At 28.3% G+C, this 24817-nt stretch carries 23 protein-coding genes and 1 other annotated feature; of the genes, 20 read left to right on the top strand and 3 right to left on the bottom strand.

Annotated elements, in window-relative coordinates; genetic code table 11:
* Window positions 1-74 precede the first annotated feature (74 nt).
* Window positions 75-347 carry a hypothetical protein gene (locus ACTG45_RS14515; protein WP_021385539.1) on the top strand — a complete coding sequence of 91 codons (273 nt, stop codon included), beginning with the start codon at window positions 75-77 and terminating at the stop codon, window positions 345-347.
* A gap of 161 nt (window positions 348-508) precedes the next feature.
* Here the strand turns inward: ACTG45_RS14515 and ACTG45_RS14510 are convergent, their stop codons facing one another.
* Complete coding sequence (locus ACTG45_RS14510) at window positions 509-1081, bottom strand: TetR/AcrR family transcriptional regulator (protein ID WP_021385499.1); 573 nt, start codon at window positions 1079-1081, stop codon at window positions 509-511.
* Between the two features lie 184 nt (window positions 1082-1265).
* On the opposite strand from ACTG45_RS14510, the gene ACTG45_RS14505 reads away from it, so the two are divergent.
* Window positions 1266-2108: a DegV family protein gene (locus ACTG45_RS14505; protein WP_021385542.1), complete on the top strand. Its 843-nt coding sequence runs from the start codon at window positions 1266-1268 to the stop codon at window positions 2106-2108.
* An 87-nt stretch (window positions 2109-2195) separates the two neighbouring features.
* Here the strand turns inward: ACTG45_RS14505 and ACTG45_RS14500 are convergent, their stop codons facing one another.
* The gene (locus ACTG45_RS14500) at window positions 2196-3272 is read right to left on the bottom strand and encodes a M24 family metallopeptidase (protein WP_021385511.1); all 1077 of its coding nucleotides are present in this window, start codon (window positions 3270-3272) and stop codon (window positions 2196-2198) included.
* Between the two features lie 495 nt (window positions 3273-3767).
* Between ACTG45_RS14500 and ACTG45_RS14495 the strand changes: the two genes are divergently transcribed.
* From ACTG45_RS14495 to cplR, 13 genes are all read left to right on the top strand, one after another.
* Window positions 3768-5171, top strand: coding sequence for an APC family permease (locus ACTG45_RS14495; RefSeq protein WP_021385372.1), 1404 nt, complete (start codon window positions 3768-3770; stop codon window positions 5169-5171).
* Between the two features lie 90 nt (window positions 5172-5261).
* Window positions 5262-5502, top strand: a binding site (T-box leader).
* Between the two features lie 42 nt (window positions 5503-5544).
* On the top strand, window positions 5545-6243 hold the full coding sequence (locus ACTG45_RS14490; RefSeq protein ID WP_021385395.1) for a 5'-methylthioadenosine/adenosylhomocysteine nucleosidase: 699 nt from the start codon (window positions 5545-5547) through the stop codon (window positions 6241-6243).
* A 23-nt stretch (window positions 6244-6266) separates the two neighbouring features.
* On the top strand, window positions 6267-7268 hold the full coding sequence (trpS, locus tag ACTG45_RS14485) for a tryptophan--tRNA ligase (RefSeq protein ID WP_479917259.1): 1002 nt from the start codon (window positions 6267-6269) through the stop codon (window positions 7266-7268).
* Window positions 7269-7714: 446 nt separating this feature from the next.
* Window positions 7715-8917 (top strand): sensor histidine kinase, encoded by a 1203-nt coding sequence (locus ACTG45_RS14480; protein WP_479919244.1) that lies wholly within the window; start codon window positions 7715-7717, stop codon window positions 8915-8917.
* A 4-nt stretch (window positions 8918-8921) separates the two neighbouring features.
* The gene (locus ACTG45_RS14475; RefSeq protein ID WP_479919243.1) at window positions 8922-9692 is read left to right on the top strand and encodes a LytR/AlgR family response regulator transcription factor; all 771 of its coding nucleotides are present in this window, start codon (window positions 8922-8924) and stop codon (window positions 9690-9692) included.
* 146 nt (window positions 9693-9838) lie between these two features.
* Window positions 9839-11260, top strand: coding sequence for a carbon starvation CstA family protein (locus ACTG45_RS14470; protein ID WP_021385467.1), 1422 nt, complete (start codon window positions 9839-9841; stop codon window positions 11258-11260).
* A 176-nt stretch (window positions 11261-11436) separates the two neighbouring features.
* Complete coding sequence (locus ACTG45_RS14465; protein WP_479917257.1) at window positions 11437-11919, top strand: TraR/DksA C4-type zinc finger protein; 483 nt, start codon at window positions 11437-11439, stop codon at window positions 11917-11919.
* 48 nt (window positions 11920-11967) lie between these two features.
* Entirely contained in the window at window positions 11968-12738 is a 771-nt protein-coding gene (locus ACTG45_RS14460; protein ID WP_479919242.1) for a polysaccharide deacetylase family protein, read from the top strand.
* Between the two features lie 158 nt (window positions 12739-12896).
* Window positions 12897-13343 carry a signal peptidase II gene (gene lspA / locus ACTG45_RS14455; protein ID WP_021385553.1) on the top strand — a complete coding sequence of 149 codons (447 nt, stop codon included), beginning with the start codon at window positions 12897-12899 and terminating at the stop codon, window positions 13341-13343.
* A complete protein-coding gene (locus tag ACTG45_RS14450) occupies window positions 13312-14259 on the top strand; it encodes an RluA family pseudouridine synthase (protein WP_044213762.1) in 948 nt (315 codons plus the stop codon). The genes lspA and ACTG45_RS14450 overlap by 32 nt, the downstream gene beginning before the upstream one ends.
* A 356-nt stretch (window positions 14260-14615) precedes the next feature.
* Window positions 14616-15149 carry a bifunctional pyr operon transcriptional regulator/uracil phosphoribosyltransferase PyrR gene (gene pyrR / locus ACTG45_RS14445; RefSeq protein WP_021385574.1) on the top strand — a complete coding sequence of 178 codons (534 nt, stop codon included), beginning with the start codon at window positions 14616-14618 and terminating at the stop codon, window positions 15147-15149.
* Between the two features lie 283 nt (window positions 15150-15432).
* Window positions 15433-16641: a uracil-xanthine permease family protein gene (locus tag ACTG45_RS14440; RefSeq protein ID WP_479919241.1), complete on the top strand. Its 1209-nt coding sequence runs from the start codon at window positions 15433-15435 to the stop codon at window positions 16639-16641.
* Window positions 16642-16931: 290 nt separating this feature from the next.
* Window positions 16932-18593, top strand: coding sequence for an ABC-F type ribosomal protection protein CplR (gene cplR / locus ACTG45_RS14435; RefSeq protein ID WP_479919240.1), 1662 nt, complete (start codon window positions 16932-16934; stop codon window positions 18591-18593).
* Window positions 18594-18789: 196 nt separating this feature from the next.
* Here cplR and ACTG45_RS14430 read toward each other — a convergent pair whose 3' ends face one another.
* Entirely contained in the window at window positions 18790-20565 is a 1776-nt protein-coding gene (locus tag ACTG45_RS14430) for an Rqc2 family fibronectin-binding protein (RefSeq protein WP_479919239.1), read from the bottom strand.
* Window positions 20566-20859: 294 nt separating this feature from the next.
* Here ACTG45_RS14430 and ltaE point away from each other — a divergent pair, with 294 nt between their 5' ends.
* The 5 genes from ltaE (at window position 20860) to rpoZ (ending at window position 24814) form a co-directional block, all read left to right on the top strand.
* Window positions 20860-21894: a low-specificity L-threonine aldolase gene (gene ltaE, locus ACTG45_RS14425; RefSeq protein WP_479919238.1), complete on the top strand. Its 1035-nt coding sequence runs from the start codon at window positions 20860-20862 to the stop codon at window positions 21892-21894.
* Between the two features lie 288 nt (window positions 21895-22182).
* Window positions 22183-23013, top strand: coding sequence for a diaminopimelate epimerase (gene dapF / locus ACTG45_RS14420; protein ID WP_021385362.1), 831 nt, complete (start codon window positions 22183-22185; stop codon window positions 23011-23013).
* 3 nt (window positions 23014-23016) lie between these two features.
* Window positions 23017-23898 (top strand): YicC/YloC family endoribonuclease, encoded by an 882-nt coding sequence (locus ACTG45_RS14415; protein ID WP_021385520.1) that lies wholly within the window; start codon window positions 23017-23019, stop codon window positions 23896-23898.
* 29 nt (window positions 23899-23927) lie between these two features.
* A complete protein-coding gene (gmk, locus tag ACTG45_RS14410) occupies window positions 23928-24545 on the top strand; it encodes a guanylate kinase (protein ID WP_021385567.1) in 618 nt (205 codons plus the stop codon).
* Window positions 24546-24547: 2 nt separating this feature from the next.
* Window positions 24548-24814 (top strand): DNA-directed RNA polymerase subunit omega, encoded by a 267-nt coding sequence (rpoZ, locus tag ACTG45_RS14405; protein WP_021385513.1) that lies wholly within the window; start codon window positions 24548-24550, stop codon window positions 24812-24814.
* Window positions 24815-24817 lie beyond the last annotated feature (3 nt).

Here is a 24817-nt window from a genome sequence, read left to right as displayed (position 1 = left end):
ACACCTAGTTAGATGTATACTGTAATTAATGGGGTACATGAAGTACTCAATAATATACTAGGAGGTATAATAATATGTTAAGAGAGAGATTTGTAGTAAGAAATCACCATAATCCACATACAAGTGGATGTTGTGGTACTGGAGGAGAAGGATGTTGTGGAGGAGATAACCATGAGCATTCACATCAACATTCTCACAGTCATGGGCATGAACATGAGCATGTAAATGGTGTGGGTCATGACCACAATCATGAAGATGGTTTTTCAGGAACTCATGAACATGGTCACGAGCATACGCACACACATGGACATGAACATTCAGATGGACATACGCATGAGCATAAGTAAAAATATTTAAAGCTTGTAAAAGATTTTTATTTTGTGATTCCATGAAGGTTTAAATAAAAATTAAATATTTTAAATAAAAATTATTGTTAATAAATAAGAAAGTGAACTGTTAAATTCAAAAACTTTAATAGTTCACTTTTATTAATTATTAAGAATTAAATTTAAATCCAATGATTGACTAAAAAAGAAGCTATATTTTCATAAGGTATTTTTTCTGTTTTTAATAGGCTTTGAACAACCAAACCATCAACTATAGACATAAGTAAGAAAGAAAATGACTCAGCATCCTGTTCATTTTCACTACTACTGTATTTTTCTAATGACTCAACAATTTCAGATTTAAGAGTAGTTCTCCATTCAATATATTTTAATCTCATTCTTTCTTTCAAATCATCATTTGAAGTAATTGCTTCACAAATAAGATACATATGTACTCTACCACGACTTTCTATAGTAGATATTTTCTCTAAGATTAAGTTAACCATTTCTATTTGAGAATTTTTTGATTTGACGTTTTTTACACAGTTTAATATAGCACTTGTTATAACTTCTAAATGAGTATCCGCAATATCATATATAATATCATTTTTAGATGCATAGTGATAATACAAAGTACCCTTACTTATATTTACATCTTTTGCAATATCAGCAAGACTAGTATTTTGAACTCCATTTTTGGCTATTAAATTGGTTGCAGATGATAAAATAGCCTGTTTCATATTGTTTGTTTTCATAAAACCTACCTTTCTATGTATATTTATAACAAATTAATAACATTATAAGCTTATGGATATTTATTGTCAATAAAGCAAGAATCTATATCTATTGACTTTTTTCCATTCAAAATATAAAATAATAATTAAATCGGTCGTACGACCGACTGAATAAATAAAAACAATATCTTATAGTGAGGTTAATATGGATAAAATAAAATTGATAGTGGACAGTGCATGTGACTTACCTAATGATATAATAGAAAAATACAACATTGAAGTTGTTGGTTTAAATGTATCTTTTGGAGAAGAAAGTTATATATCTGGAAAGGAAATAGATAACGAAACTTTCTATAGAAAAATGAGTGAAAGTAAGGTACTACCAAAAACATCATGCCCTTCACCTGATAAATTTTTAGAAGCATATCATTGCCAAGAAGAAAGTGTTTTGGTCATTAATATAAGTTCAGGTCTATCTGGTACTTATAATAGTGCACTTTTAGCAAAAGATATGTTTGAAAAGGAAGGGAACAATAAGAAAGTTGAGGTTATAGACTCGCTTAGTGGCTCAATTGGAATAGGACAACTGGTGTTAAAGGCAGCAATATTAATAAAAGAAGGAAAAGAAATCGAAGAAATTGTTTCAATAATAGATAAATATAAAGATAATCCTCCATTTTTTGGAACTTTAGAGACTTTAGAAAATGCTATTAAGGGAGGTAGAATAAACCCTATAGCAGGGAAAATTATAAATACATTGAATTTTAAGGCAATAATACAAGTTGCAGATGGAATTGTAACTCCGATAGATAAGGCAAGAGGTGAAGGTAATAGCTTAAAAAAACTAATTAATTTGGTAGAGTCTAAAATTAAAGACAGAGAAGAAAAGGTTTTATTTATAGGACATGCAAACTGCCCTGAGAAGGCTCAAAAAGTAAGGGAAGTTATGGAAAAAGATGTAAAATATAAAGATGTTGTAATCTGTGAAGTTGGCTCAGTTATGGGTACATATACTTCAAAAGGTGCAATTTTAATAACAGCTATATAAGTCATGAGCTGAAAATTAAAGCCATATAAAAATGCTTAAAAGCATTTTTATATGGCTTATTTTATTTCTATTGAGTTAATTTTATAATTAACCAACTACACATATTTCTTTATCATATTTATTTAATATCTCGCAACCATCTTCAGTAACAAGTACTAAATCTTCTATTCTAACTCCAAACTCACCTGGTAAATATATACCTGGCTCTATAGAGAATATCATTCCTGGTTGTACAACATCTGTATTTATAGAAGATACATCTCCCTTATCATGAACTTCAAGTCCTATAGAGTGACCAGTTCTATGAGTGAAGTATTGTCCATATCCTTTTTCAGTTATGTAATCACGAGCAGCAGCATCTATATCACAGAATCTAACTCCTGGTTTTACAATAGCTTCAGCTCTCTTATTAGCCTCAAGAACTATTTCAAATATTTCTCTACCTTTTTCAGGTATTTCTTTATAGAATACAGTTCTTGTCATATCAGCACAATAATTATCTTTTATACAACCTATATCTAATATTATTGCATCTCCTGGTTTTACAAGTGCATTTCCAGGTTCACCATGTGGATTAGCTCCATTAGGTCCAAATCCTATAATAGGGTCAAATGAGAATCCGTCAGCACCTAAATCTTCATATATTTTAGATAATTTACCAACAAGTTGTTTCTCTGTAAGTTCACCAGAAACAGTAGCTTTAAGTTGCTCCATACTCTTGTCATTCAATCTTGAAGCTATTCTCATTAATTCTTTTTCTTCTTCATCTTTACACATTCTTAAAGTATCTATTATATAAGATGAATTTACAAATTTACTTCCTCCACCTAATTCCATTAAGTTTAATAAGAATCTAGCTGGCCAGTTTTTATCAACACCCATAGTAGCATTTTTGTCTATATGTTCAGTTATTATTTCTACTGGATTTTGAGTATCATTAAACCAAACCATTTCAACACCTAAATCTTCTGCAACTGGGAATAATTCATTTATAAATAATTTATTATTACCATTTAAATTTAGATATAATGCTAATAATCTTTCACCTGGATGGATTAGTGTTCCTGTTAGATAAAATATCGAAGTAGGGTCACTTACCAACATTTGAGAAATATCATCTTTTTTCATTTGTTCAAGTACAGCATTTAATCTTTGAGTCTTCATAATAATTTCCTCCTAATCAAAATTCAATACAAATCAATTTTAGCATTATTAAACAAAAAAGAGTATACTTTTCTTCTAGAAATATAAAAAAAATTTGTTATATATTTTTTATATTAAATTTAATCCTCATTTTCACATTAAATGTAGAGGTAAAATGATTTTTTATTGTGAAAAATTTATATAAATGATGAATACAATCCATAAAGTTGTGTATTTAAGCTTTTTATATAATCATGAAAAATAATAAATAAAATTTTATATTAAAATAATATTGAAACAATTTTAAAAATTTAGTATGATTAGAATTAAAGTGGTAGAGCTTTTGTAATTTATCATTTTTAATAAAATTTGATTTCAAAGTATTTAGATTTCATCAATAAACGACATTAATAAATTGAAAATTTTGAAAATAATTGATTTAATGACAATGAATCTATTTTATCAATTTTGAAATCAACTTTTAACTAATTAATAGAGAGGAGAATTTAGATTAGGATGGAAAAGAAAAAAATAGGCCTATGGAGTTTGGTATTTATGAATGTATCGGCTTTATATGGTATAAGATGGATAGCTAAATCTACAGCATCAAGCTTTGGTTTAGGATTAGGTGCAATACCTATGTGGTTATTATTCTCATTTATATATTTCGTACCAGGAGCTTTAATTTGTGCTGAGTTAGCATCTACATATCAAAAAGGCGATGGAGGTTTATATGATTGGGTTAAGGAAGCCTTTGGAGAAAAATATGGATTTTTAGTTTCTTGGTTAAACTGGACAGCTAAAATATTTTGGTATTCTTCATTCTTAACTTTCTTAGCAGTAAATGTTTCTTATACAATAGGAAATCCAGCACTTGCTGATAATAAGATGTTTGTACTTATATTATCTTTAGTAATATTCTGGGCATTATCTCTTATAGCAACTAAAGGAATAAGTTTTACAAAGATATTTACTAACACAGGTGCATTAGGTTCAACAATACCAAGTGCGATACTTATAATATTTTCATTTGTAGCAGTATTTGTATTGAAAAAACATGATATAGCTTCAACATATACAATAGCTTCAATGACTCCAAAACTTAATATGGATGCATTTGTTGCTATATCAGCTATAATGTTTGGTTTAGCAGGAGCAGAAACTGCGGCTAACTTTATAACAGAGATAGATAAGCCTGAGAAGAACTTCCCTAAGGCGATATTAATATCAGCTGGAATAGTAGCTTCATTATATGTATTAGGTTCAATTGCAATAACAATGATAATACCACCAGACGAAATTACTGCTTCTAAAGGTGTGCTAGATGCACTTGCAGCTGTTTGTCAATCTTTAGGAATAGGGTCTTGGTTGGTTCAATTAATAGCTTTTGGTATAGCTTTTTCAATATTAGGAGCGATAGTTCTTTACATAGCATCACCAATAAAAATGTTATTTGGTAGTGTCAAAAAAGGGGTATTCCCAGATAGCTTAGTAGAAGTAAATGAACATAAAATACCTTCTAAAGCTGTTATACTTCAAGCAATAATAGTTACTATAATATTATTAGTGACGACATTAATGCCTTCTGTTGATGCTATATATAATGTTCTTGTAACTATGACAGCATTAACTGCTTTATTCCCATATGTGTTATTATATGCTTCTTATATTAAATTAAGAAAAGAGAGACCAGATGAAATTAGACCTTATACTATGGCAAAATCAACAAGTACTTGTATAGGTTTAGCGAAAATGGTTTTAACAGTAACTGTAGTTGGTATATTGTTATCTGCAGCACCAGTTATGCCTACATTTGCTGAAAATATCATATATGAGATAGAGATGATTGGTGGAGGTCTTCTAGTTATACTATCTGGTATATGGTTGTGGAATAGATATGAAAAGAAAACAGCTAAATAAAATGTATTTTAAGAATTTCTTTTGGATATTATAATATATAGTTGACAATTTATAGTGTAAGGAATATTATAAAATAAAGAAATTAATAAATTGAATCCTGTGATAAGAAATAGTAAATAAATATACTTTTGTACAGAGAATTAAGGGTGCTGAGAACTTAATAAAAAGTGTTTATTGAATGGGTCTTTGAGGAGTAAGGTGAAATGTAGTTTAAAACTATAGAGTATCTGATATCGTGTGTGCACGTTACAGCATATATTGAGATATATATATTCAACTTTGAGTGTATATAAATTTAGGTGGTACCACGGAAAATATATCCGTCCTATTGATTTAGGACGGATTTTTTAATATAGAAAATTTAGGAGGAAAAATGAACGTAATAGGAATTATAGGTGCAATGGATGAAGAAGTAAGTATCTTAGTTAATTTAATGGATATTAAAGAAACTGTAAAAAAAGCTAGTTTAGAGTTTCATCAAGGAACATTAGAAGGAAAAAATGTAGTATTAGTAAAATGTGGTATAGGTAAAGTTAATTCTGCTCTTTGTGCACAGATACTAATAAGTGAATTTAAAGTTGATGCTATTGTTAATACAGGTGTTGCAGGAGCTTTGAACGAAAATCTTGATGTTAATGACATAGTAATATCTACTGATGCTATACAATATGATATAGATACTACAGCATTTGGAGACCCTAAGGGAGTTATACCAAGAATGAAGACTTCTGTATTTAAAGCAGATGAAAGACTTATAGACGCTGCTTATAAATCTTCTGTAGAAGAAGTAAAGACTCACAAAGTACTGAAAGGAAGAGTCGTTACAGGAGATAAATTTATAAATTCTAAAGAATTAAAAGATGAATTAGTAAATGATTTTGGTGGATACTGTGGCGAAATGGAAGGTGGAGCTATAGCTCATGTATGTTATTTAAATGATACTCCATTTGTAATAATAAGAGCAATGTCTGATAAGGCAGATGGAAGTGCTGATGTTACGTATGATGTATTTGTGCATGATGCTGCCAATAATTCTAAGGATATAGTTTTAAACATGCTAAAATCAATATAAGTATATAAGGAGGTACAAATAAAATGAGTGAAAAAAAAGTTATATTTAGTGGTGCACAACCATCAGGAAAAATGACTTTAGGAAATTATTTAGGAGCTATAAAAAACTGGACTGAACTTCAAGATAATTATGATTGCTATTATAGTATAGTTGATTTACATGCAATAACAGTACCTCAGGACCCTAAAGTTTTGAGAGCTAATGCTATAGAATTGCTTGCTCAATATATAGCTTGTGGATTAGACCCAGAAAAAAATACTATATTTATACAGTCACATGTCAAAGAGCATGTTGAACTTATGTGGGTATTAAATACTATGACTTATATGGGTGAATTAAGTAGAATGACTCAATTTAAGGATAAATCACAAAAGAGTGAAGCAAATCTAAATGCAGGTTTATTCACATATCCAGTTCTTATGGCTGCTGATATATTGTTGTATCAAACTGATTTGGTTCCAGTTGGAGATGACCAAAAACAACATCTAGAATTAGCTCGTGATTTAGCAAATAGATTTAATAATAGATTTTCGCCTACTTTTGTAGTTCCAGAAGGATACTATCCAAAAGGTGGAGCAAGAGTAATGAGTTTACAGGAGCCAACTAAGAAAATGAGTAAATCTGATTCAAATGAAAATGCATTTATACTATTAGCTGATGATTCAGATTCTATAAAGAGAAAGATAAAAAGAAGTGTTACTGATTCATTAGGTGTTGTGAAATATACTGATGAACAACCTGGTATTAAGAATCTAATTGATATATATTCTAATTTAAGTAAAAAGAGTGTAGAAGAGATTGTAAATATGTATGAAGGTAAAGGATATGGAGTATTTAAAGAAGATGTAGCTGAAGTGGTATCAGAATCTTTAAGACCTATAAGAGAAAAATATACTGACCTTCTTAATAATAAAGATTATTTAGAAAAAATATATAGTATGGGAGCAGAAAAAGCTGAAAAACAAGCTAGAAAAACTCTTAGAAAAGTTTATAAAAAAGTTGGTTTTATAGAAAGAAGATATTAATTATATGTTATAAAGAGGATATTATTTTATGAATATCCTCTTTATTTTTACATAAAAAAAGATGAGCTTTTGCTCATCTCAAAGGGGTTAGATTATTCTTACTTTGGGGAAAGTAGAATAAAGGTAAAAGTTAACTAACGTTAACTCTGTCTTTTTTGCATATCACTACTGAGCATAAAAAAATCAGAAAACCATAGCCTTCTGAACTAACTTTAAATATGTACTTTATACCCAATATGTAATTTATGAGTTAATTTTAACTCTTATAATGAAAATTGTCAATAATATATCAAAAAAACATTTTTTAAATTTATATAATTAAATGAATTTATGTTTCTATATAGATGATATGATACAATAACTATGGAATTTATTTTTGTGTATCTAACTTACAATAAAAATAATAAATTTAAAGTATGTAAAGATTTATTTTTAAGAGGGAAAATATGAAAACATCAATTTTAATAGCATTAATAGAAAAAACAAGTCTTATTGTAGTACTATTTCTTTTGATAACAAAGTTAAAAATGTTTAAGCAAATATTTCAAAAAGAAGAGTATAGCTTTAATGATTTAGTCTGTATAGCATTAGTTTTTACGTTTTTAGCCATATTTGGTACTTATAATGGTATAAACTATATGGGGTCAATAGTGAATACCAGAATAATATCTATAGTATCAGGAGGCGTTTTATTTGGACCGATGGTAGGTATTACAGCAGGGCTTCTTTCAGGTATTCATAGATACTTTATGGATATTGGAGGTATAACATCTGTTCCATGTCTTCTATCAAGTATACTAGCAGGTGTATTATCAGGATTTCTATATAAGAGGATACCAAAACAACATAGAGTAATATATGGCATACTGGTAGGTATGGTTTCTGAAAGTTTTACTATACTACTTATATATTTAATATCGCATCCACATTCTTTAGCGATTCAAATAATTGGTGGAATATATTTGCCTTTAATTGTTGGACAGATTGGAATAGGATTTGTTATATCCATAGTTGAGGGGATTGAAAAGGATAAAAAAGATATAGAAGCAAGAAATAAAGCAGAAATAAAAGCACTTCAAAGACAGATTAATCCTCATTTTTTGTTTAATTCCCTAAACACAATAGCATCATTTATAAGATTCAGTCCAGATAAAGCAAGAGAGCTAATAATAAATTTATCAACTTATCTAAGATATAATCTGGAATATAGTGATAATTTGATAGATATAAATAAAGAGGTTGAACAGGTTAAATCTTTTGTAGAGATAGAAAAGGCTAGATTTGGAGAATTACTAACTGTATCTTATGATATAGATGATGTAAATATAAAGATTCCAAGTTTGATTATACAGCCATTGGTGGAAAATGCAATAATACATGGAATTTTAGAAAGTGGTAGGGCTGGCACAGTAAAAATATCTATAAAAAAGTTACCATATTCATTAGAAAATACTGTAAAGATATCAATTGAGGATAATGGTATAGGCATAAGTGAGGAAATCATAAATAATGTATATCGAGATAATATGCCTGAAAATAAGATTGGGCTTTACAATGTACATTTAAGGCTCAAACTGATGTATGGAAGTGGGCTTAATATGAGAAGAACTGACAATGGGACTTTGATAGTATTTTATGTAAAGGAGTAGAAGAATGAGAGCTATAATAGTGGAAGATGAGTTTCCAGCAAGAAAGGAATTGAGATATTTTATTGAAAATAAAAGTAGCATTGAGGTAGTAAGTGAATTTACTAATGGTATAGAGGTGTTAAATTTTATTCAGGAAAATAAAATAGATGTAATTTTTTTGGATATAAATATACCTCATCTTGATGGTATGCTGCTTGCAAAAACATTGAATCAATTTAAATCAAGACCTAAGATTGTTTTTATAACTGCATATGAAAATTATGCAGTCGATGCTTTTTCTTTGGGAGTATTCGATTATGTACTTAAACCATATTCTGAAGAGAGAATAATTTCAATGCTGAATAAGTTAGAAAAAAGTAAAATCAATGATGTTGAACTATCTAATGACAGTAGTAATTTATCTAATGACAAGAAAGACATAATAAATCAAAACATAGAAGAAATAACACATAAAATTAGCCTTTGGAAAGGTGATAAACTGGTTGTAATAGATATTGATGATATATATTATTGTGAAGCTAATGAAAGGCAGACATTTATATATACAGAGGAAGAGAAGTTTATATTAAAAGAAGGAATATCAGAAGTAGAAACTATGATAAATGATAAAAAATTTTTTAGAACACATAGGTCTTATATCGTAAATTTAAGCAAAGTAAAAGAAATTATACCATGGTTTAATAATACATACATATTAAAATTAAAAAATAGTGATTATGAAGTAACTGTAAGTAGAAGTAAAGTAAAAGAATTCAGGTTATTAATGCATATATAAAGTCATTTCATGTACTTAAATATGCACTTAATGTAATTAACATTTATATTAGCATAAAAAAGTATTACCATTTGAACTGGAAATAGTTTTCTTAAACTTATAAAAATTTATAGAGCAATTATATAAAAAACTAAGGGGATGAATTTATGGTAAGTTTTTTAGGTTCAATAGTGGTACTTATAGCAGGGTATTTTATCTATGGTACTTTTGTAGAAAAGGTTTTTGGAATCAATGATAAAAATCAAACTCCAGCTATAGCTTGTAGAGATGGAGTAGATTACGTTCCAATGAAATGGAAGAGAATCTTTTTAATTCAATTTTTAAATATCGCAGGATTAGGACCTATATTTGGTGCTATACAAGGAGCGTTATTTGGACCATCAGCATTTTTATGGATTGTATTTGGAACAATCTTTGCAGGTGGAGTACATGATTTTGCTTCTGGATATTTATCAATGAAGAACAAAGGTACATCTGCATCAGAGTTGGTAGGTCTTTATTTAGGCAATGGTGCAAAAATAGCAATGAGAATATTTAGTGTTATTCTTTTAGTATTGGTTGGAGTTGTGTTTGTAACAGGTCCAGCAGGATTATTAAAAACATTAACAGGTGTAAATACACAAATATGGGTTGGAGTGATAATCCTTTATTATATTATGGCTACTGTTTTACCAATAGACAAATTAATTGGTAAAATATATCCTGTATTTGGAGCTGCTTTGTTAATTATGGCAGTTGGAGTAGCAGGAGGACTAATAATAAAAGGATATAATATACCAAATATAAATTTACAAAATATGAATCCAAATGGGACACCTTTATTTCCATACTTATTTATAACAATAGCATGTGGAGCAATATCTGGTTTCCATGCAACACAATCACCTCTTATGGCAAGATGTGTTGAAAAAGAGAGTGAAGCAAGACCTGTATTTTATGGGTCAATGGTTGCAGAAGGGATAATAGCTTTAGTTTGGGCAGCAGCAGCCATGTCATATTTCCATGGTATACCTCAACTTAATGTGATATTTAATGATGGTGGAGCAGCAACAGTTGTAAATACAGTATCTGTTGGATTGATGGGACCTATTGGAGGAGCTTTAGCTATACTTGGAGTTGTGGCATGTCCTATAACTTCTGGAGATACAGCATTTAGAAGTGCTAGATTAACAATAGCAGATGCAATGAATTATAATCAAGATGCAGTAAAAAATAGATTTTTAATAGCTTTACCATTGTTTGCAGTTGGTGTTGCTCTTACATTTATAGATTTTAATATAATTTGGAGATATTTCTCTTGGGCAAATCAGACACTTGCTATGATAATGTTGTGGACTGGTTCTGCATATTTGGTTAAAGCAAATAAAAATCATTATATAACTACATTACCAGCACTTTTTATGACTGTAGTTACATTTAGTTATATAATGCAAGCAAAAGAAGGCTTTAGATTGCCAGTTAATATATCTAATGGAATAGGTGTTGCTGTTGCAATAATTCTTGGACTTTTATTCTTTAAAAAAGCTAAAGATATCAAAGAACAGAATAGCCATAAATTGGCAAGTTAGAAAATAATTACTATAAAAAATTAAAAAATTATATTTAAATTATATTCAAAAAATTGTAGGTGAATTTAAAATTTACCTACAATTTTTTTTATCGAATCTTATTTTTTATTGTATGTTTAATTTAGTTTTCCACATACTATTTTTATGATATAAATATTAAAATAGAGGTGTTAAATATGGATACTAAAAAATATAAAGATAGATTATTAAAAGAAAAAGAAAAATTAGCTAATCTAGTAGTAGATATGAAAGATAATACTTTATTTGGAGATACAACTAAACATACAAGTGAAAAGTATTCATCAGGAGAACTATCTAGTTATGATAATCATATAGGAGATATGGGAACAGATGTATATATGCAAAATATGCAAAATAGTCTAATAAATCATGAAGAGGGAAGAATGTATCAAATAGATTTAGCGTTATCTAAAATAGAAAATGGAACATATGGGATTTGTGATTTATGTCATAATAAAATAGATTTAGAAAGATTGGATATATTACCTGATACAAATTTATGTAACAATTGTGCAAATAAAGAAAATGATTTATTAGGAGATGCAAGTGAAAATCCTGATGTTGAAAATACTAATTTTTATTCAGAATATTTAACAGACTTGACTGATTTAAATAAAAATGAATTATTGAAAGATTAAAAACTGACATCACATGTTGTTTAAATGAATTGGAAAAGAGGTAATGACATGAAAAAGGTAGTATGGGGTATATGTATATGTTTATTATCACTAGTAGGTGTGTATACATATAATCATAATCAAGATAACTTAAAAGAAACTTATAGTTTGAGTGACAGTAAAATAAGTGATTATGAAGATGTGATAATCAAAAAAGGAAACGATAATGAAAAGGTCATAGCTCTGACTTTTGATGATGGTCCAGATGAGGTTTTTACACCACAAGTACTTGACATACTGAAGAACAATGATGTAAAGGCAACTTTTTTCGTAGTTGGAGAAAAGGTAGAATACAATAAAAAATTATTAAAAAGACAGTATGATGAGGGACATGAGATAGGGAATCATACATTTACACATATAAATGTTGCAAAGAATAGTTATGATAGGGTAGAAAAAGAAATAACAGATACACAGAATGTTGTAAAAAATGTAATTGGAGTAGAGCCAAAAGTATTTAGACCTCCATATAGAGCTATGAGTAAGAGCGTGTGTGATATTATAGTTTCTAAACGTATGAATATAATTCTTTGGTCCAACTTAGACCCTAGAGATTGGTCTAATCCTGGAGTGGATAGCATTATAAATACTATTCTTACAAAAGTTCAAAATGGAAATATAATACTTTTACATGATTATAACAACAAAAGAAATGATAAATCACAAACTATACAAGCTTTAGAAGTAGTGATACCTAAATTAAAAGAAAAAGGATATAAATTTGTAACAATATCGGAACTTATAGAACACTTAGATAAAAATGAGCAAGTACAAAAATAAAAAATATTTATTAAAGTATTAATGATGTTTGTATTTTAAATTTACAAGCATCATTAATATTTTAAGAGAGTTGCTCTTTAGAGTATTTTTTTTGTATAATGGTAATAGTGAATTTCAAATAAAATTGATTTTTAAATAATTTATAGGGGGAAAAATAATTGCTATATGTATTAATAATAATTTTACTTATAGGGTTAGACCAACTGTCTAAAATATGGGTATTAAATAATTTGGTAGATGTATCGACAATACCAATAATAAATAATGTATTTCATTTAACTTATGTAGAAAATAGAGGTGCAGCATTTGGATTATTGCAAAATAACCAATGGATATTTATAATAGTTGCATTGCTTGCAACAGTATTTGGATTATACTATATTAATACAAGAAAAGTACATATATTTGGTAAGTTGGGGATTATACTAGTAATATCAGGTGCATTAGGAAATTTAGTTGATAGAGTTAGACTAGGTTTTGTAGTAGATTATTTTGATTTTAGGATTATATGGGAATATGTGTTCAACATAGCTGATGTATTTGTAGTTGTAGGAACTGTATTTTTATGTATATATGTTTTATTTTTTGAAAGTAAAAGTAGGTGATTTGATGGATGAAGTAAAAGAGTTTTTAGTACTTGAAGAGGAAGAAGAAGTTAGGCTGGATGTTTACTTAGCAGAGCAATTAGGTGATATGTCACGAAGCTACATACAAAAAATTATAAAAGATGGTAAAGTAAAAGTTAATGATAAGGTAGAAAAAGCTAAGTATTTAGTTAAAGAAGAAGATAAGATTGTTATAGAGATACCAGAACCTAAAGTTTTAGAAGTTGTAGCTCAAGATATTCCAATAGATATTGTATATGAAGACGATGATGTCTTGATAATAAATAAACCTCAGGACATGGTTGTTCATCCTGCTCCTGGGAACTATGAAAATACATTAGTAAATGGAATTCTATACCATTGCAAAGATAAATTGTCATCAATAAATGGTATTATTAGACCTGGTATAGTTCATAGGATAGACAAAGATACTTCTGGTCTTCTTATGGTAGCCAAGAATAATTATGCACATAATTTTCTAGCAGAACAGTTAAAAGAACACACTATAACCAGGGAGTATGAATTTATATGTTATGGTGTAGTTAAAGAAGATAAAATAACTGTAGATAAACCTATAGGAAGAAACCCTAAAGATAGGTTAAAAATGGCTGTAGTAAAAGATGGCAGAAATGCAACTACTCATTTTGAAGTGGTAGAAAGATTTAATAAATTTACTCATATGAGAGCTAGGCTTGAAACTGGTAGAACTCATCAAATAAGAGTTCATGCTTTGTCTATAAATCATCCACTTTTAGGTGATAATGTATATGGTCCAAAAGAAAATAAATTTAAACTAAAAGGACAAACCTTACATGCTAAGAAGTTGGGATTTATACATCCCACTACAAAGGAGTATATTGAATTTAATTCAGAATTACCTGAGTATTTTAAGGACGTTATTAGAAAAATTAAATAAGAATTTACACAATACTGTAAATCATTTGTTTGGTTTTGTATAAGTGATAAATTTAGTGAAATTTAACTAAAATATTTTATATTAAAGTATTTTGCTTAAAAAAGCTTGAAAAATTTGAAATATAAATATATAATTTGAGTTAATGAATTATAAAAATTATCTTTAAACGATACAGAGATATCGTAAGACAATTGCTAAATTAGACTGTATATTTTTATATAAGAGCTTCTTGTCTTGTGATGAGGAGTTTTTTGTTGTTTAAATTAAAAATTTAAGTAAAAGTAAGGTTATAAAAATTAAAAGAAAGGAGTAGATTTGTCAAAAAGATATATTATATATTTGACAATAATTATGATATGGTAGAAAAAGCTCAATTAATGGATGAAAAGGCAATAGCAAGAGCAATTACTAGGATAAGTCATGAAATAATTGAAAGAAACAAAGGTGTAGAAAATCTAGTTTTAGTTGGAATAAAGACTAGAGGTGTACCAATTGCAAATAGAATTTCTAAAAGAATAGAACAAATAGAAGGAACAAAAGTAGATACAGGGGATATTGATATAACCTTGTATAGAGATGATTTGGAAAAAATTGATGTGGAACCTGTAGTTAAAGGAACTTATTTAGATTTTAATGTAAATGATAAAACTGTGGTTTTAGTTGATGATGTTTTATATACAGGAAGAACTGTAAGAGCAGCACTGGATGCTATTATAGATATAGGAAGACCTAAATCAATACAATTAGCCGTATTAGTGGATAGAGGGCATAGAGAGTTGCCTATAAGAGCAGATTATGTAGGAAAAAATGTACCTACTTCTAGGCATGAAATTATATCTGTCAGTTTACTAGAAATTGATGGAGAAGATTCAGTTACAATCAAAGAATAATAATTTTTAAATATTGTATAAAAGCTTAGCATTGAATAGTCAGGGAGGAGGATAAAGCTTACATAGATTGCACAAAATAAATATTATGATTTTATGAATGTGTGTCTTAATGTGGTCTTTATTCTCCTTTATTTGAGTTTTTAATGTCGTAAAATGTAAAATAATGATAGATTGCATAATAAATATATAAAGATTAAAAAGTAGAATCTAGGGAATGATAATTAATTAAAAGATATTAATTAAACAGAGGATTTATTTATATATAATAATTTTGGAGGTTTTTATGAAAAAAACGATAATGTCTTTACAACATCTATTAGCCATGTTTGGAGCGACAGTATTAGTTCCCATTTTGACAGGCTTTAATCCGTCAGTTGCGATTTTCTGTGCTGGTGTTGGTACATTGATATTTCATTTTTGTACGGAAGGAAAAGTACCTGCCTTTTTAGGTTCAAGTTTTGCATTTATACCAGTTATACTAGCAGCTAAAGAAGCATATGGTGGAGATTTAGCATATGCTCAAGGAGGTATAATAGTAGCAGGATTAATTTATATTATAATGTCAATTATAGTAAAAGTAGTTGGAGTAAATAAAATTAAATTGTATTTTCCAGCACAAGTTACAGGAGCAATGATAGTAGTTATAGGATTAAATTTATTGCCAACAGCTTTTAGTATGGCTTCAGCGAATTTTGTAATAGCATTTATAACTTTAGCAATAGCAATTTTAACTAATAAGTTTGGTAGAGGATTTATAAAGCAACTGGGAATATTAATAGCTGTTTTTTCTGGATATATAATATGCTTGATATTAGGGTTAGTAGATGTAACTACAATTACAGAAGCAAGTTTATTTGCAATACCTAACTTTACAATACCTAAATTCAGCTTAGGAGCCATTGTTATTATATCTCCAGTTGTTCTAGCTGTATTTATGGAACATATAGGAGATATGACTACTAATGGTGCTGTAGTAGGTAAAAACTTTATAGAAAACCCAGGTTTAAACAGAACTTTACTTGGAGATGGATTTGCAACTATAGTTGCAGGTTTTTTAGGTGGACCAGCTAATACAACTTATGGAGAAAATACAGCAGTACTTGCTATAACTAAAAACTATGACCCTTCAATACTTAGACGTACAGCAGTTTTTGCTATATTACTTGCTTGTGTAGGCAAGTTTGGAGGATTTCTTCAAAGTATACCAAGTTCAGTTATGGGCGGAATTAGTATAATGCTATTTTCAATGATAACTTATGTAGGATTAAAGACTATAAGAGATAGTTCTTGTGTAGAAAGTAAAATTAATATATTAATAATAGCAGTTATATTACTAATAGGTCTTGGAACAACATACCTGTCTAATAAAGGTATCTCTATAGGTATACCAATAACAAGTACAGTAAAGATAACAGGTCTTAGCTTAGCTGCAATTGTCGGAATTGTATTAAATAGAATTTTAAATAATAAGGATTTTAAAGTTGAAGAATAGTAAATAATAACTTGTATAATTTTAAATAATTAAATTTCTATAGACATTTGTAATTAATGTTGATATAATGATTAAAAATAAATGAAAGAAAGGGCAAGGTAACTGGGACAATGAGAATATAATTTATTTTTTATAATTTAAAGTATTGTAATTTTTGAAAAGCCTATTTTGGTGGCTTTATTTATGATGCTTAAATTAAGGAGAGTAGATTATAGTCTATACGTCTATTTGTTATGCCTATTTATGCAAATCTCTCCTTATATTTAAGTTCGTTAAGGAGGGATTTTTTTATGCTTTTATTAAAAGTAGAAAATTTAAAGAAATATTATGCTAATAGATTAATTTTAGATATAGATAAATTTGAAGTGTCAGAAGGAGACAAAATAGGTCTAGTTGGTTCAAATGGTCAAGGAAAAACAACATTATTAAAGGCAATACTAGGTGAAATAGAAATTGATGAAGGGAATATTTATCTTACAGATAGTTATTCATATATAAGTCAAAGCGAAAATAATATTGAAACATGTAGTAATAGTAAAGAAAAGAGTCTTTTAAATGCTCCTGATAAATTTGAAGAGTACTTATCAGGAGGTGAAAAAGTTAAGCTAAAGATAGCAGATGCACTAAGTGATAAGAAAAATATAATAATAGCTGATGAGCCAACTTCAAACTTAGATAAAAAAAGTATTGGGATTTTGGAAAATATGTTTAAAAGATATGAGGGAGCCTTATTATTAATATCTCATGATAGACGTTTCCTGGATGAGTTATGTACAACCATACTGGAGCTAGAGGATGGAAAATTAAAAGCTTATAAAGGCAATTACACTGATTATTTAATGCAAAAAGATGAAGAAGTAAAAAGAGCTGATTTTGAATATCAGGAATATGTTAAAGAGAAAAAAAGACTTGAAAAAGCTCTTTTATACAAAAAAGCTTTAAGTGATGGTGTAAGAAAAACTCCAAAACGAATGGGTAACTCTGAGGCAAGACTACACAAAATGGGTGGGCAAACTAATAAGAAAAAATTAGACTCAAATGTGAAAGCTATAAAAAGTAGAATTGATAAGCTTGAGATAAAGAATAAACCTAAGGTTTCTGCTGAAATGAAGATTAAGATTCAAGATGGTATGGAGATAATTAGTAAAAATTTAGTAGAGATAAAGGATATGACTTTAAATTTAGGAAATAAACTTTTGCTAGATAATGTTTCTTTTAAAATAAAAAGAGGTAAAAAAATAGCTTTGTTAGGTGATAATGGATGTGGAAAAAGTACTTTGATAAAAGAAATACTGAACAATAAAAATGAACATATAAAAATAAACAACAAGGTAAAAATAGGCTATTTTGACCAACATCAAAATATATTAAATGAAGAAAAGAGTGTTTTGTATAACACTAAAGTTAATAGTTCATTCGATGAATCTTTTATAAGGATAAATTTAAATTTATTTGGATTTAAAGGTGATGATGTCTACAAAAAGGTAAAAGTACTCAGTGGTGGAGAAAAGGTAAAAATAGCACTATGTAAAATAATATTGGAAGATAATAATTTTTTAGTATTTGATGAACCAACGAATTACTTAGATATAAAATCTATGGAGGCACTAGAAAAGGCACTGATAAATACTGATAAAACTATGCTTATAGTATCTCATGATAGAGTATTTACATCTCATATTTGTAACTATATTGTTGAGATAAAAAATACTAAAATAAGAGAGTTTGACTGTGATTATGACGAATATACAATTAATAGAAATAAAAAAACTCCTAGTAGAGATAATCAAGCTAAAAAAGAAAATCTTTTAGTATTAGAAAACAGACTTACAAATGTTATATCTATGTTGTCTATAGAAAAAGATAATCTAAAGAAAGAACATTATGAATTAGAATATAATGAGTTGTTAAAACAAATCAGCAAAATAAAGAATAGTTTGTCAGAAAATTAAATGTGACTAAATATAAAATGAGGTGTCTCAAAATGGACTTTTTAGTCCATTTTGAGGCACTCTTTTTGTATGAAATCAAATATATGTTCATCATGTCAAATGAAAAAGAGTCTATCTCTATTTTGAGATAGCCTTTTTTCATTTAACATGATATTGTATAATTATTTGATATTAAATTTTGTATTTAATTTAAAATTTATTCTGATTTAACTTTAAGCTTGGCTACCATTTCTTCTTCTGGAGTAACATAAATAGTACTGTTAGTTTCATAAATAACCATACCTGGCTTAGAACCACTAGGTTTTTTTACATTTTTTCTTTTAGTATAATCTATAGGTACCTGAGAAGAAAGTTTTGACTTACTAAAAAATGCCGCCAGCATAGCTCCTTCAAATATAGTATTATCAGGTACTTCTTTACCAGCACACTTTATTATTACATGAGAGCCAGGAATATTCTTTGTGTGCATCCACAAGTCATCGTTATCAGCAAGTCTCAGTGTAAGATAGTCATTCTGCTTATTATTTTTACCAACTAATATTTTGAATCCATCAGAAGAAATAAACTCATGAGGTTTTGTAGAAGGGATAGTATCCTTTTTACTGTTTTTCTTTTGAGCCTTGATATATCCAACCTTAGCAAGTTCTTCTTTTATATCTTGTAATTCAGCTAAATTTTCGCAGTTTTCAATACTTAAAATTATATTTTCCAAGTAATCTATTTCTTCCTTATTTAATGAAATCTGATGAGATATTTCAACTTTAGCATGTTTCATTTTATTATACTTTTTGAAGTATTTTTGAGCATTTTCAGATGGTGTCAAATTTTTATTTAATTCTATAGTTACATTTTTACAATTTTCATCATAAAAATTAGCAACCTCAATACTTTCCATACCTTTTTCTACCATATAGATATATGAAGTAATCAATTCACCTTTTACCTTGTAAATATCTGCGTTTTCAGACTCTGATAATTCTTCTTCCTGTTTTTTTAGTTTATTATAAAGTCTATCAAGCTTAACTGAGATACTCTTCTTTAAGTCAGATGAACGTTGATTGATTCTATCCTTAATATCTTTAGTTCTATAGAAATCTTCTAATATACGAGACATACTATCTTTATTGATATATGATAAATCACTAAATAATGTAAGATTTACACAACTGAAATCGACTACTTTATCCACTTTTTTATCTATAACAATACAAGGTGAGTATTTACTAGCATTTATATCACTGAACAAACTACAAAATTCTTTGTATAAAGAATTGAATTGTTCGTTAGAAACATCCTTTATAGAAGTACTTTGATTTACATTTGCTCGGTAACAAATTTCTTTGGCTATAGTAGGGCTTATACCTAGAAATTTAGAATATATGGGCTTAAAAATAGGCCCTTCAAATTCATTCAAGTTACTAATAAACAAATCGTTAGATATATTATCAAGAGGATTAAGTTTATCTTGTTTTGGTGGTAATGAATAGCTATGTGCAGGTAAAACTTGACGAACCCTACTGATGCTAAAAGGTACTCTTTTTATTGAATCTATAATTTTGTTATCTTCACCATGAGTTATTATTATGTTGCTGTGTCTTCCCATAATTTCAATCATAATATTTTTAATTGTCTTTTCTTTTAGTTCATCCAAAGATTCAACACTTATTTTTATTATTCTTTCAAAACCTATTTGAGAAATTTCTACTATGTTACCACCTTGTATGTATTTTCTAAGTAACATACAAAACATAGGTGCCTTTAGAGGGTTTTCTTTTTGATAATTGCTTGTAAGATAAACCCTAGGATTTGAAGCACTTGCACTTAAAACTAATCTAAAATTTTCTTTATTATTTCTTATATTAAAAATTACCTCATCATCTTCAGGTTGATGTATTTTATCTATTTTTCCACCTGTAAGTTTTGCTGATAATTCATCTACTATTGAATGTATAACTAATCCATCTAATGCCATGTATAGCACCCCTTTCTTTGACCAAAATAGTCAGTAAATTAATTATACACATAATATATGCTTTGTGACTAGGGGAAATTTAAACAAGAGAGTAATATTTAAATTGAATAATTATTTATACTTACTATGAAAGGAAATACTATATTTTAAAATTAATAATTTAAAGTTGATTAAATGTAAAATAAATATAGTATAATTATTGTGTAAAGTATAAGTTGTTACAATATATGAACTTTAAAAAATAAATCAATTTTAAAGTGTCATAGTATATAAATATGAAAGAAGGTTGAAAAAATGAAATTTATTGATTTAAGAAGTGATACTGTTACTATGCCTACTGATGAAATGAGAGAAGCTATGGCAAAGGCTCCTGTTGGAGATTCAATCTTTAGGGATGATCCTACTGTAAATAAACTTGAAGAATTAGCAGCAGCTAAAGTTGGAAAAGAAGATGCTATTTTTCTTCCAAGTGGAACTTTTGGAAATCAACTAGCTTTATTTACTCACTGTCTAAGAGGACAAGAAATTATTATTGGTAAAGGTTATCACATTGTAACTCATGAAGTTGGAGCACCTGCTGTAATAGCTGGAGTTCAACTTAGAACTATAGATGAAGATGAAAATGGAGCTCTTAATCCTGAGCTTGTTGAAAAGGCAATTAGAAGAGATGATATACATGAACCACAAACAGGTCTTATATGTGTAGAAAATGCATATTCAGGTGGAACTGTTGTAAGTCTTGACAATTTAAGAGAAATTAAAAAAATAGCTGAGAAACATAACTTACCAGTACATCTAGATGGAGCAAGATTATTTAATGCGGCTTTAACTTTAGGTGTAGAACCTAAAGAAATAGCAAAGTGTTGTGATAGTGTTATGTTCTGCGTATCAAAAGGATTAGCTGCACCAATGGGTTCTATACTTGCTGGAAGTAAAGAATTCATAGCAAAAGCTAGAAGAAAGCAAAAAATTATGGGTGGGGGAATGAGACAAGTTGGTATAGTTGCAGCTGCTGGTATAATTGCCATTGAAAAAATGACATTAAGATTAAATGAAGACCACGAAAATGCAAAGTATTTAGCTTGTGAATTAAATAAAATTGAGGGTATTGAAGTAAATAACATTAATCCAGACATAAGTATGGTATTCTTTAAAATGAGTGAAGACGTTATAAAAGAAGATGTTTTAATAAAAGAATTTTTTGAAAGAAATATAAAAATTAACAAGATGGAAAATGGTGAGTATAGATTTGTAACTCATGTAGATATTACTAAAGAAGATTTAGACTATGTTTTAAAAATACTTAAAGAGCTAATAGGTGTATGTTAATAGAAAGCTACTAAAAGAGAACTATAGCTAGTTATTAGATATTTAATTATAAAATTCATAGACAGTTTAAATAAAACATACATAAAATTCATATAGAAATATTATTATATAAACATAGAAAGAACTAGCTTAAAAACATAATATAATTACCCTAATTGTAATGGCAACTCTCCCTCACATCCTCAAATTATAGTTGTCATTACAAAACTTTTCCCATAAATTATAAGTTTATGGGAATTTTTTTATGTTATAATAGTTTAAGTGTTAATTTACAAAGGAGCGATACTTATGAAATTTTGGAAACTACATGGAATAGGGAATGATTTTATTGCAATAGATGGAAGATTCGACCAGATAGATTCATCGAATTATACTTCTTTAGCAAAAAAAGTATGCCATAGAAGATTTTCTGTAGGAGCGGATGGCTTATTAGTTGTAAAAGATTCAAAAGTTGCAGATATAGAAATGGTATATTACAATTCTGATGGTTCAAGAGCAGCCATGTGTGGAAATGGTCTTAGATGTTTTTGTAAATTTGTTTATGATAATGGTATAGTCAAAAAAGAAAATTTTACAGTAGATACATTAGATGGTATAAAAGATATAAAAATAAATCTTACAAATAGTGAAATAAACTCTATAAGAGTCAATATGGGAGAAGGAAGTTTTATAGCTAAAGATGTTCCAGTATCTACAGATAAAAAACGTTTTGTGCAAGAAAGTATAAAAGTTTTAGATAGGGAATTCAAGCTTACTTCTATGTTGATGGGGGTTCCTCATACGGTAGTTATAGTAGATGAACTAGATGTAGATGATGTTTGTAAATATGGAAAAGAGATTGAAAATAATAAAATATTTCCTGAAAAAACGAATGTAAATTTTGTAAAGGTAGAAGATAAGTATAATATACATGTCTACACTTGGGAAAGAGGTTGTGGATATACTTTAGGCTGTGGGACTGGTATGACTGCATCAGCAATAGTATGTAATTTACTTAATATGGTAGAGAGTAGTGTAAATGTAACTTCTCAAGGAGGAACAGTTAAAATAGATGTAGGAGAGTTCTCTTATATGACAGGTCCAGCAGTAAAAATATGTGAAGGTGTTTTGGAGGATTAAGTAATGGCTATAAGTATGACTGGTTTTGGAAGAGGAGAATACAAAGATGACAATTATTATTTTTTAGTAGAATGTAAAACGATAAATCATAAGTATTCAGATATAAATATACGTCTTCCAAGAAAAATTTCATTTTTAGAGGATAAAGTTAGAAATTTAGTGAAAAATTATGTAAAAAGAGGAAGAGTAGATTTATACATAAAATTTGACTTATTAGGCAAAGAAGATGTAAACTTAAACTTTGATGAAGGACTAGCTTCTCAATATATAGATATATTAAAAGAAATAAAAAATAAATTCGATATTATAGATGATATTAGTGTTATGAATGTTGCAAGGTTTCCTGATATTGTAAAAATAGAAGAAAAAGAAGACGATGAAGACTTATTATGGTCAATGTTGAATCAAGCTGTTGAAGATGCATTAATAAAATTAAAAGAAATGAGAAGAGAAGAAGGTAAAAAATTAGCAGAAGATATTACTATGAGATGTGATTTATTAAAAGCTCATATAGAAGAAATTGAAAAATATTCAAGCAGTGTTGTAGAAGATTATAGAGAAAAATTGAATTTGAGAATAAGCGAATTGTTAGATGACCCAAGTATAATGGATGAAAATAGATTGGCACAAGAAGTTGCAATATATGCAGATAAAAGCAGTATAACAGAAGAAATAGTTAGATTTAAAAGTCATATAGGTCAACTTAAAAACACTATATTTAAAGACGATTCTATAGGTAGAAAAATAGATTTCCTAATACAAGAGATGAATAGAGAGACTAATACTATAGGTTCAAAGTCCTCTGATATAAATATAACTAATTTAGTAGTAGAACTAAAAAGCGAATTAGAAAAAATAAGAGAACAAATACAAAATATAGAGTAAGAATACAATATTAGAAGGGGAATATTTAAATGTTTGTGAAAAAAGGATTATTGCTAGTTGTATCAGGACCATCAGGTGCAGGAAAAGGTACTATTTGCAAAGAACTACTTAAAGAAAATGATACAATAAAACTTTCTGTATCAGCTACTACAAGAAAGCCAAGAACTGGAGAAGTTGATGGAGTAAATTATTTCTTCATAAGTAAGGATAAGTTTGAAGCAATGATAGAAAAAGGTGAGTTTTTGGAGTATGCTCAAATTTATGATAATTTTTATGGAACTCCAAAAGCAGCAATAATGGAATGTTTAGAAAAAGGGCAAGATGTACTATTAGAGATTGAAATGCAGGGAGCAAGACAAATAAAGGAAGTTTGTCCAGAGGGAGTATTTATATTTGTACTACCACCATCACTTGAAGAACTAAAAAATAGAATTGTTGGAAGAGGTACAGAAACAGAAGCTGAAATAGAGAAAAGATTTAGCTGTGCATATGAAGAAATTAAAATGATTAAGGATTATGATTATTTTATATTTAATGAAGATGTAAAAACATCTGCTAAAGAAATAGAAGGTATAATATCATCTGAAAAGAATAAAGTTAGCAGATATAAAAATATTATAATAGAGAAATTCAAGGAGGAATTATAATTATGTTAAAACCATCTATCAATGAGGTACTAGAAAAAATAGACAACAGATACTATTTAGTAGGAACTGTTTCAAAGAGAGCAAGAAAATTAATTGATGGAGAAGAGCCATACGTTTCAAATAAAGCTAAAGAGAAGCCTGTATGTGTAGCAACTAAGGAAGTTGCAAGTGGAAAAATAACATACAGATTATTGACAGAAGAAGAAATAGAGATAGAAGAAGCTAGACACCATGCTGAGCAACACAAACAAATTTCAGAAGAGGAGTAAGGT

It is taken from the genome of Clostridioides sp. LIBA-7602 (assembly GCF_056688945.1).
The sequence above is the reverse complement of the archived record's forward strand: the minus strand, read 5'-3'. Positions and strand labels throughout refer to the sequence as shown.

Coding starts and splice junctions, on each gene's coding strand:
- ACTG45_RS14515 (WP_021385539.1), top strand. CDS start 75: ATGTTAAGAGAGAGATTTGTAGTAAGAAATCACCATAATCCACATACA.
- ACTG45_RS14510 (WP_021385499.1), bottom strand. CDS start 1,081: ATGAAAACAAACAATATGAAACAGGCTATTTTATCATCTGCAACCAAT.
- ACTG45_RS14505 (WP_021385542.1), top strand. CDS start 1,266: ATGGATAAAATAAAATTGATAGTGGACAGTGCATGTGACTTACCTAAT.
- ACTG45_RS14500 (WP_021385511.1), bottom strand. CDS start 3,272: ATGAAGACTCAAAGATTAAATGCTGTACTTGAACAAATGAAAAAAGAT.
- ACTG45_RS14495 (WP_021385372.1), top strand. CDS start 3,768: ATGGAAAAGAAAAAAATAGGCCTATGGAGTTTGGTATTTATGAATGTA.
- ACTG45_RS14490 (WP_021385395.1), top strand. CDS start 5,545: ATGAACGTAATAGGAATTATAGGTGCAATGGATGAAGAAGTAAGTATC.
- trpS (WP_479917259.1), top strand. CDS start 6,267: ATGAGTGAAAAAAAAGTTATATTTAGTGGTGCACAACCATCAGGAAAA.
- ACTG45_RS14480 (WP_479919244.1), top strand. CDS start 7,715: ATGAAAACATCAATTTTAATAGCATTAATAGAAAAAACAAGTCTTATT.
- ACTG45_RS14475 (WP_479919243.1), top strand. CDS start 8,922: ATGAGAGCTATAATAGTGGAAGATGAGTTTCCAGCAAGAAAGGAATTG.
- ACTG45_RS14470 (WP_021385467.1), top strand. CDS start 9,839: ATGGTAAGTTTTTTAGGTTCAATAGTGGTACTTATAGCAGGGTATTTT.
- ACTG45_RS14465 (WP_479917257.1), top strand. CDS start 11,437: ATGGATACTAAAAAATATAAAGATAGATTATTAAAAGAAAAAGAAAAA.
- ACTG45_RS14460 (WP_479919242.1), top strand. CDS start 11,968: ATGAAAAAGGTAGTATGGGGTATATGTATATGTTTATTATCACTAGTA.
- ACTG45_RS14450 (WP_044213762.1), top strand. CDS start 13,312: ATGTTTTATTTTTTGAAAGTAAAAGTAGGTGATTTGATGGATGAAGTA.
- pyrR (WP_021385574.1), top strand. CDS start 14,616: ATGGTAGAAAAAGCTCAATTAATGGATGAAAAGGCAATAGCAAGAGCA.
- ACTG45_RS14440 (WP_479919241.1), top strand. CDS start 15,433: ATGAAAAAAACGATAATGTCTTTACAACATCTATTAGCCATGTTTGGA.
- cplR (WP_479919240.1), top strand. CDS start 16,932: ATGCTTTTATTAAAAGTAGAAAATTTAAAGAAATATTATGCTAATAGA.
- ACTG45_RS14430 (WP_479919239.1), bottom strand. CDS start 20,565: ATGGCATTAGATGGATTAGTTATACATTCAATAGTAGATGAATTATCA.
- ltaE (WP_479919238.1), top strand. CDS start 20,860: ATGAAATTTATTGATTTAAGAAGTGATACTGTTACTATGCCTACTGAT.
- dapF (WP_021385362.1), top strand. CDS start 22,183: ATGAAATTTTGGAAACTACATGGAATAGGGAATGATTTTATTGCAATA.
- ACTG45_RS14415 (WP_021385520.1), top strand. CDS start 23,017: ATGGCTATAAGTATGACTGGTTTTGGAAGAGGAGAATACAAAGATGAC.
- gmk (WP_021385567.1), top strand. CDS start 23,928: ATGTTTGTGAAAAAAGGATTATTGCTAGTTGTATCAGGACCATCAGGT.
- rpoZ (WP_021385513.1), top strand. CDS start 24,548: ATGTTAAAACCATCTATCAATGAGGTACTAGAAAAAATAGACAACAGA.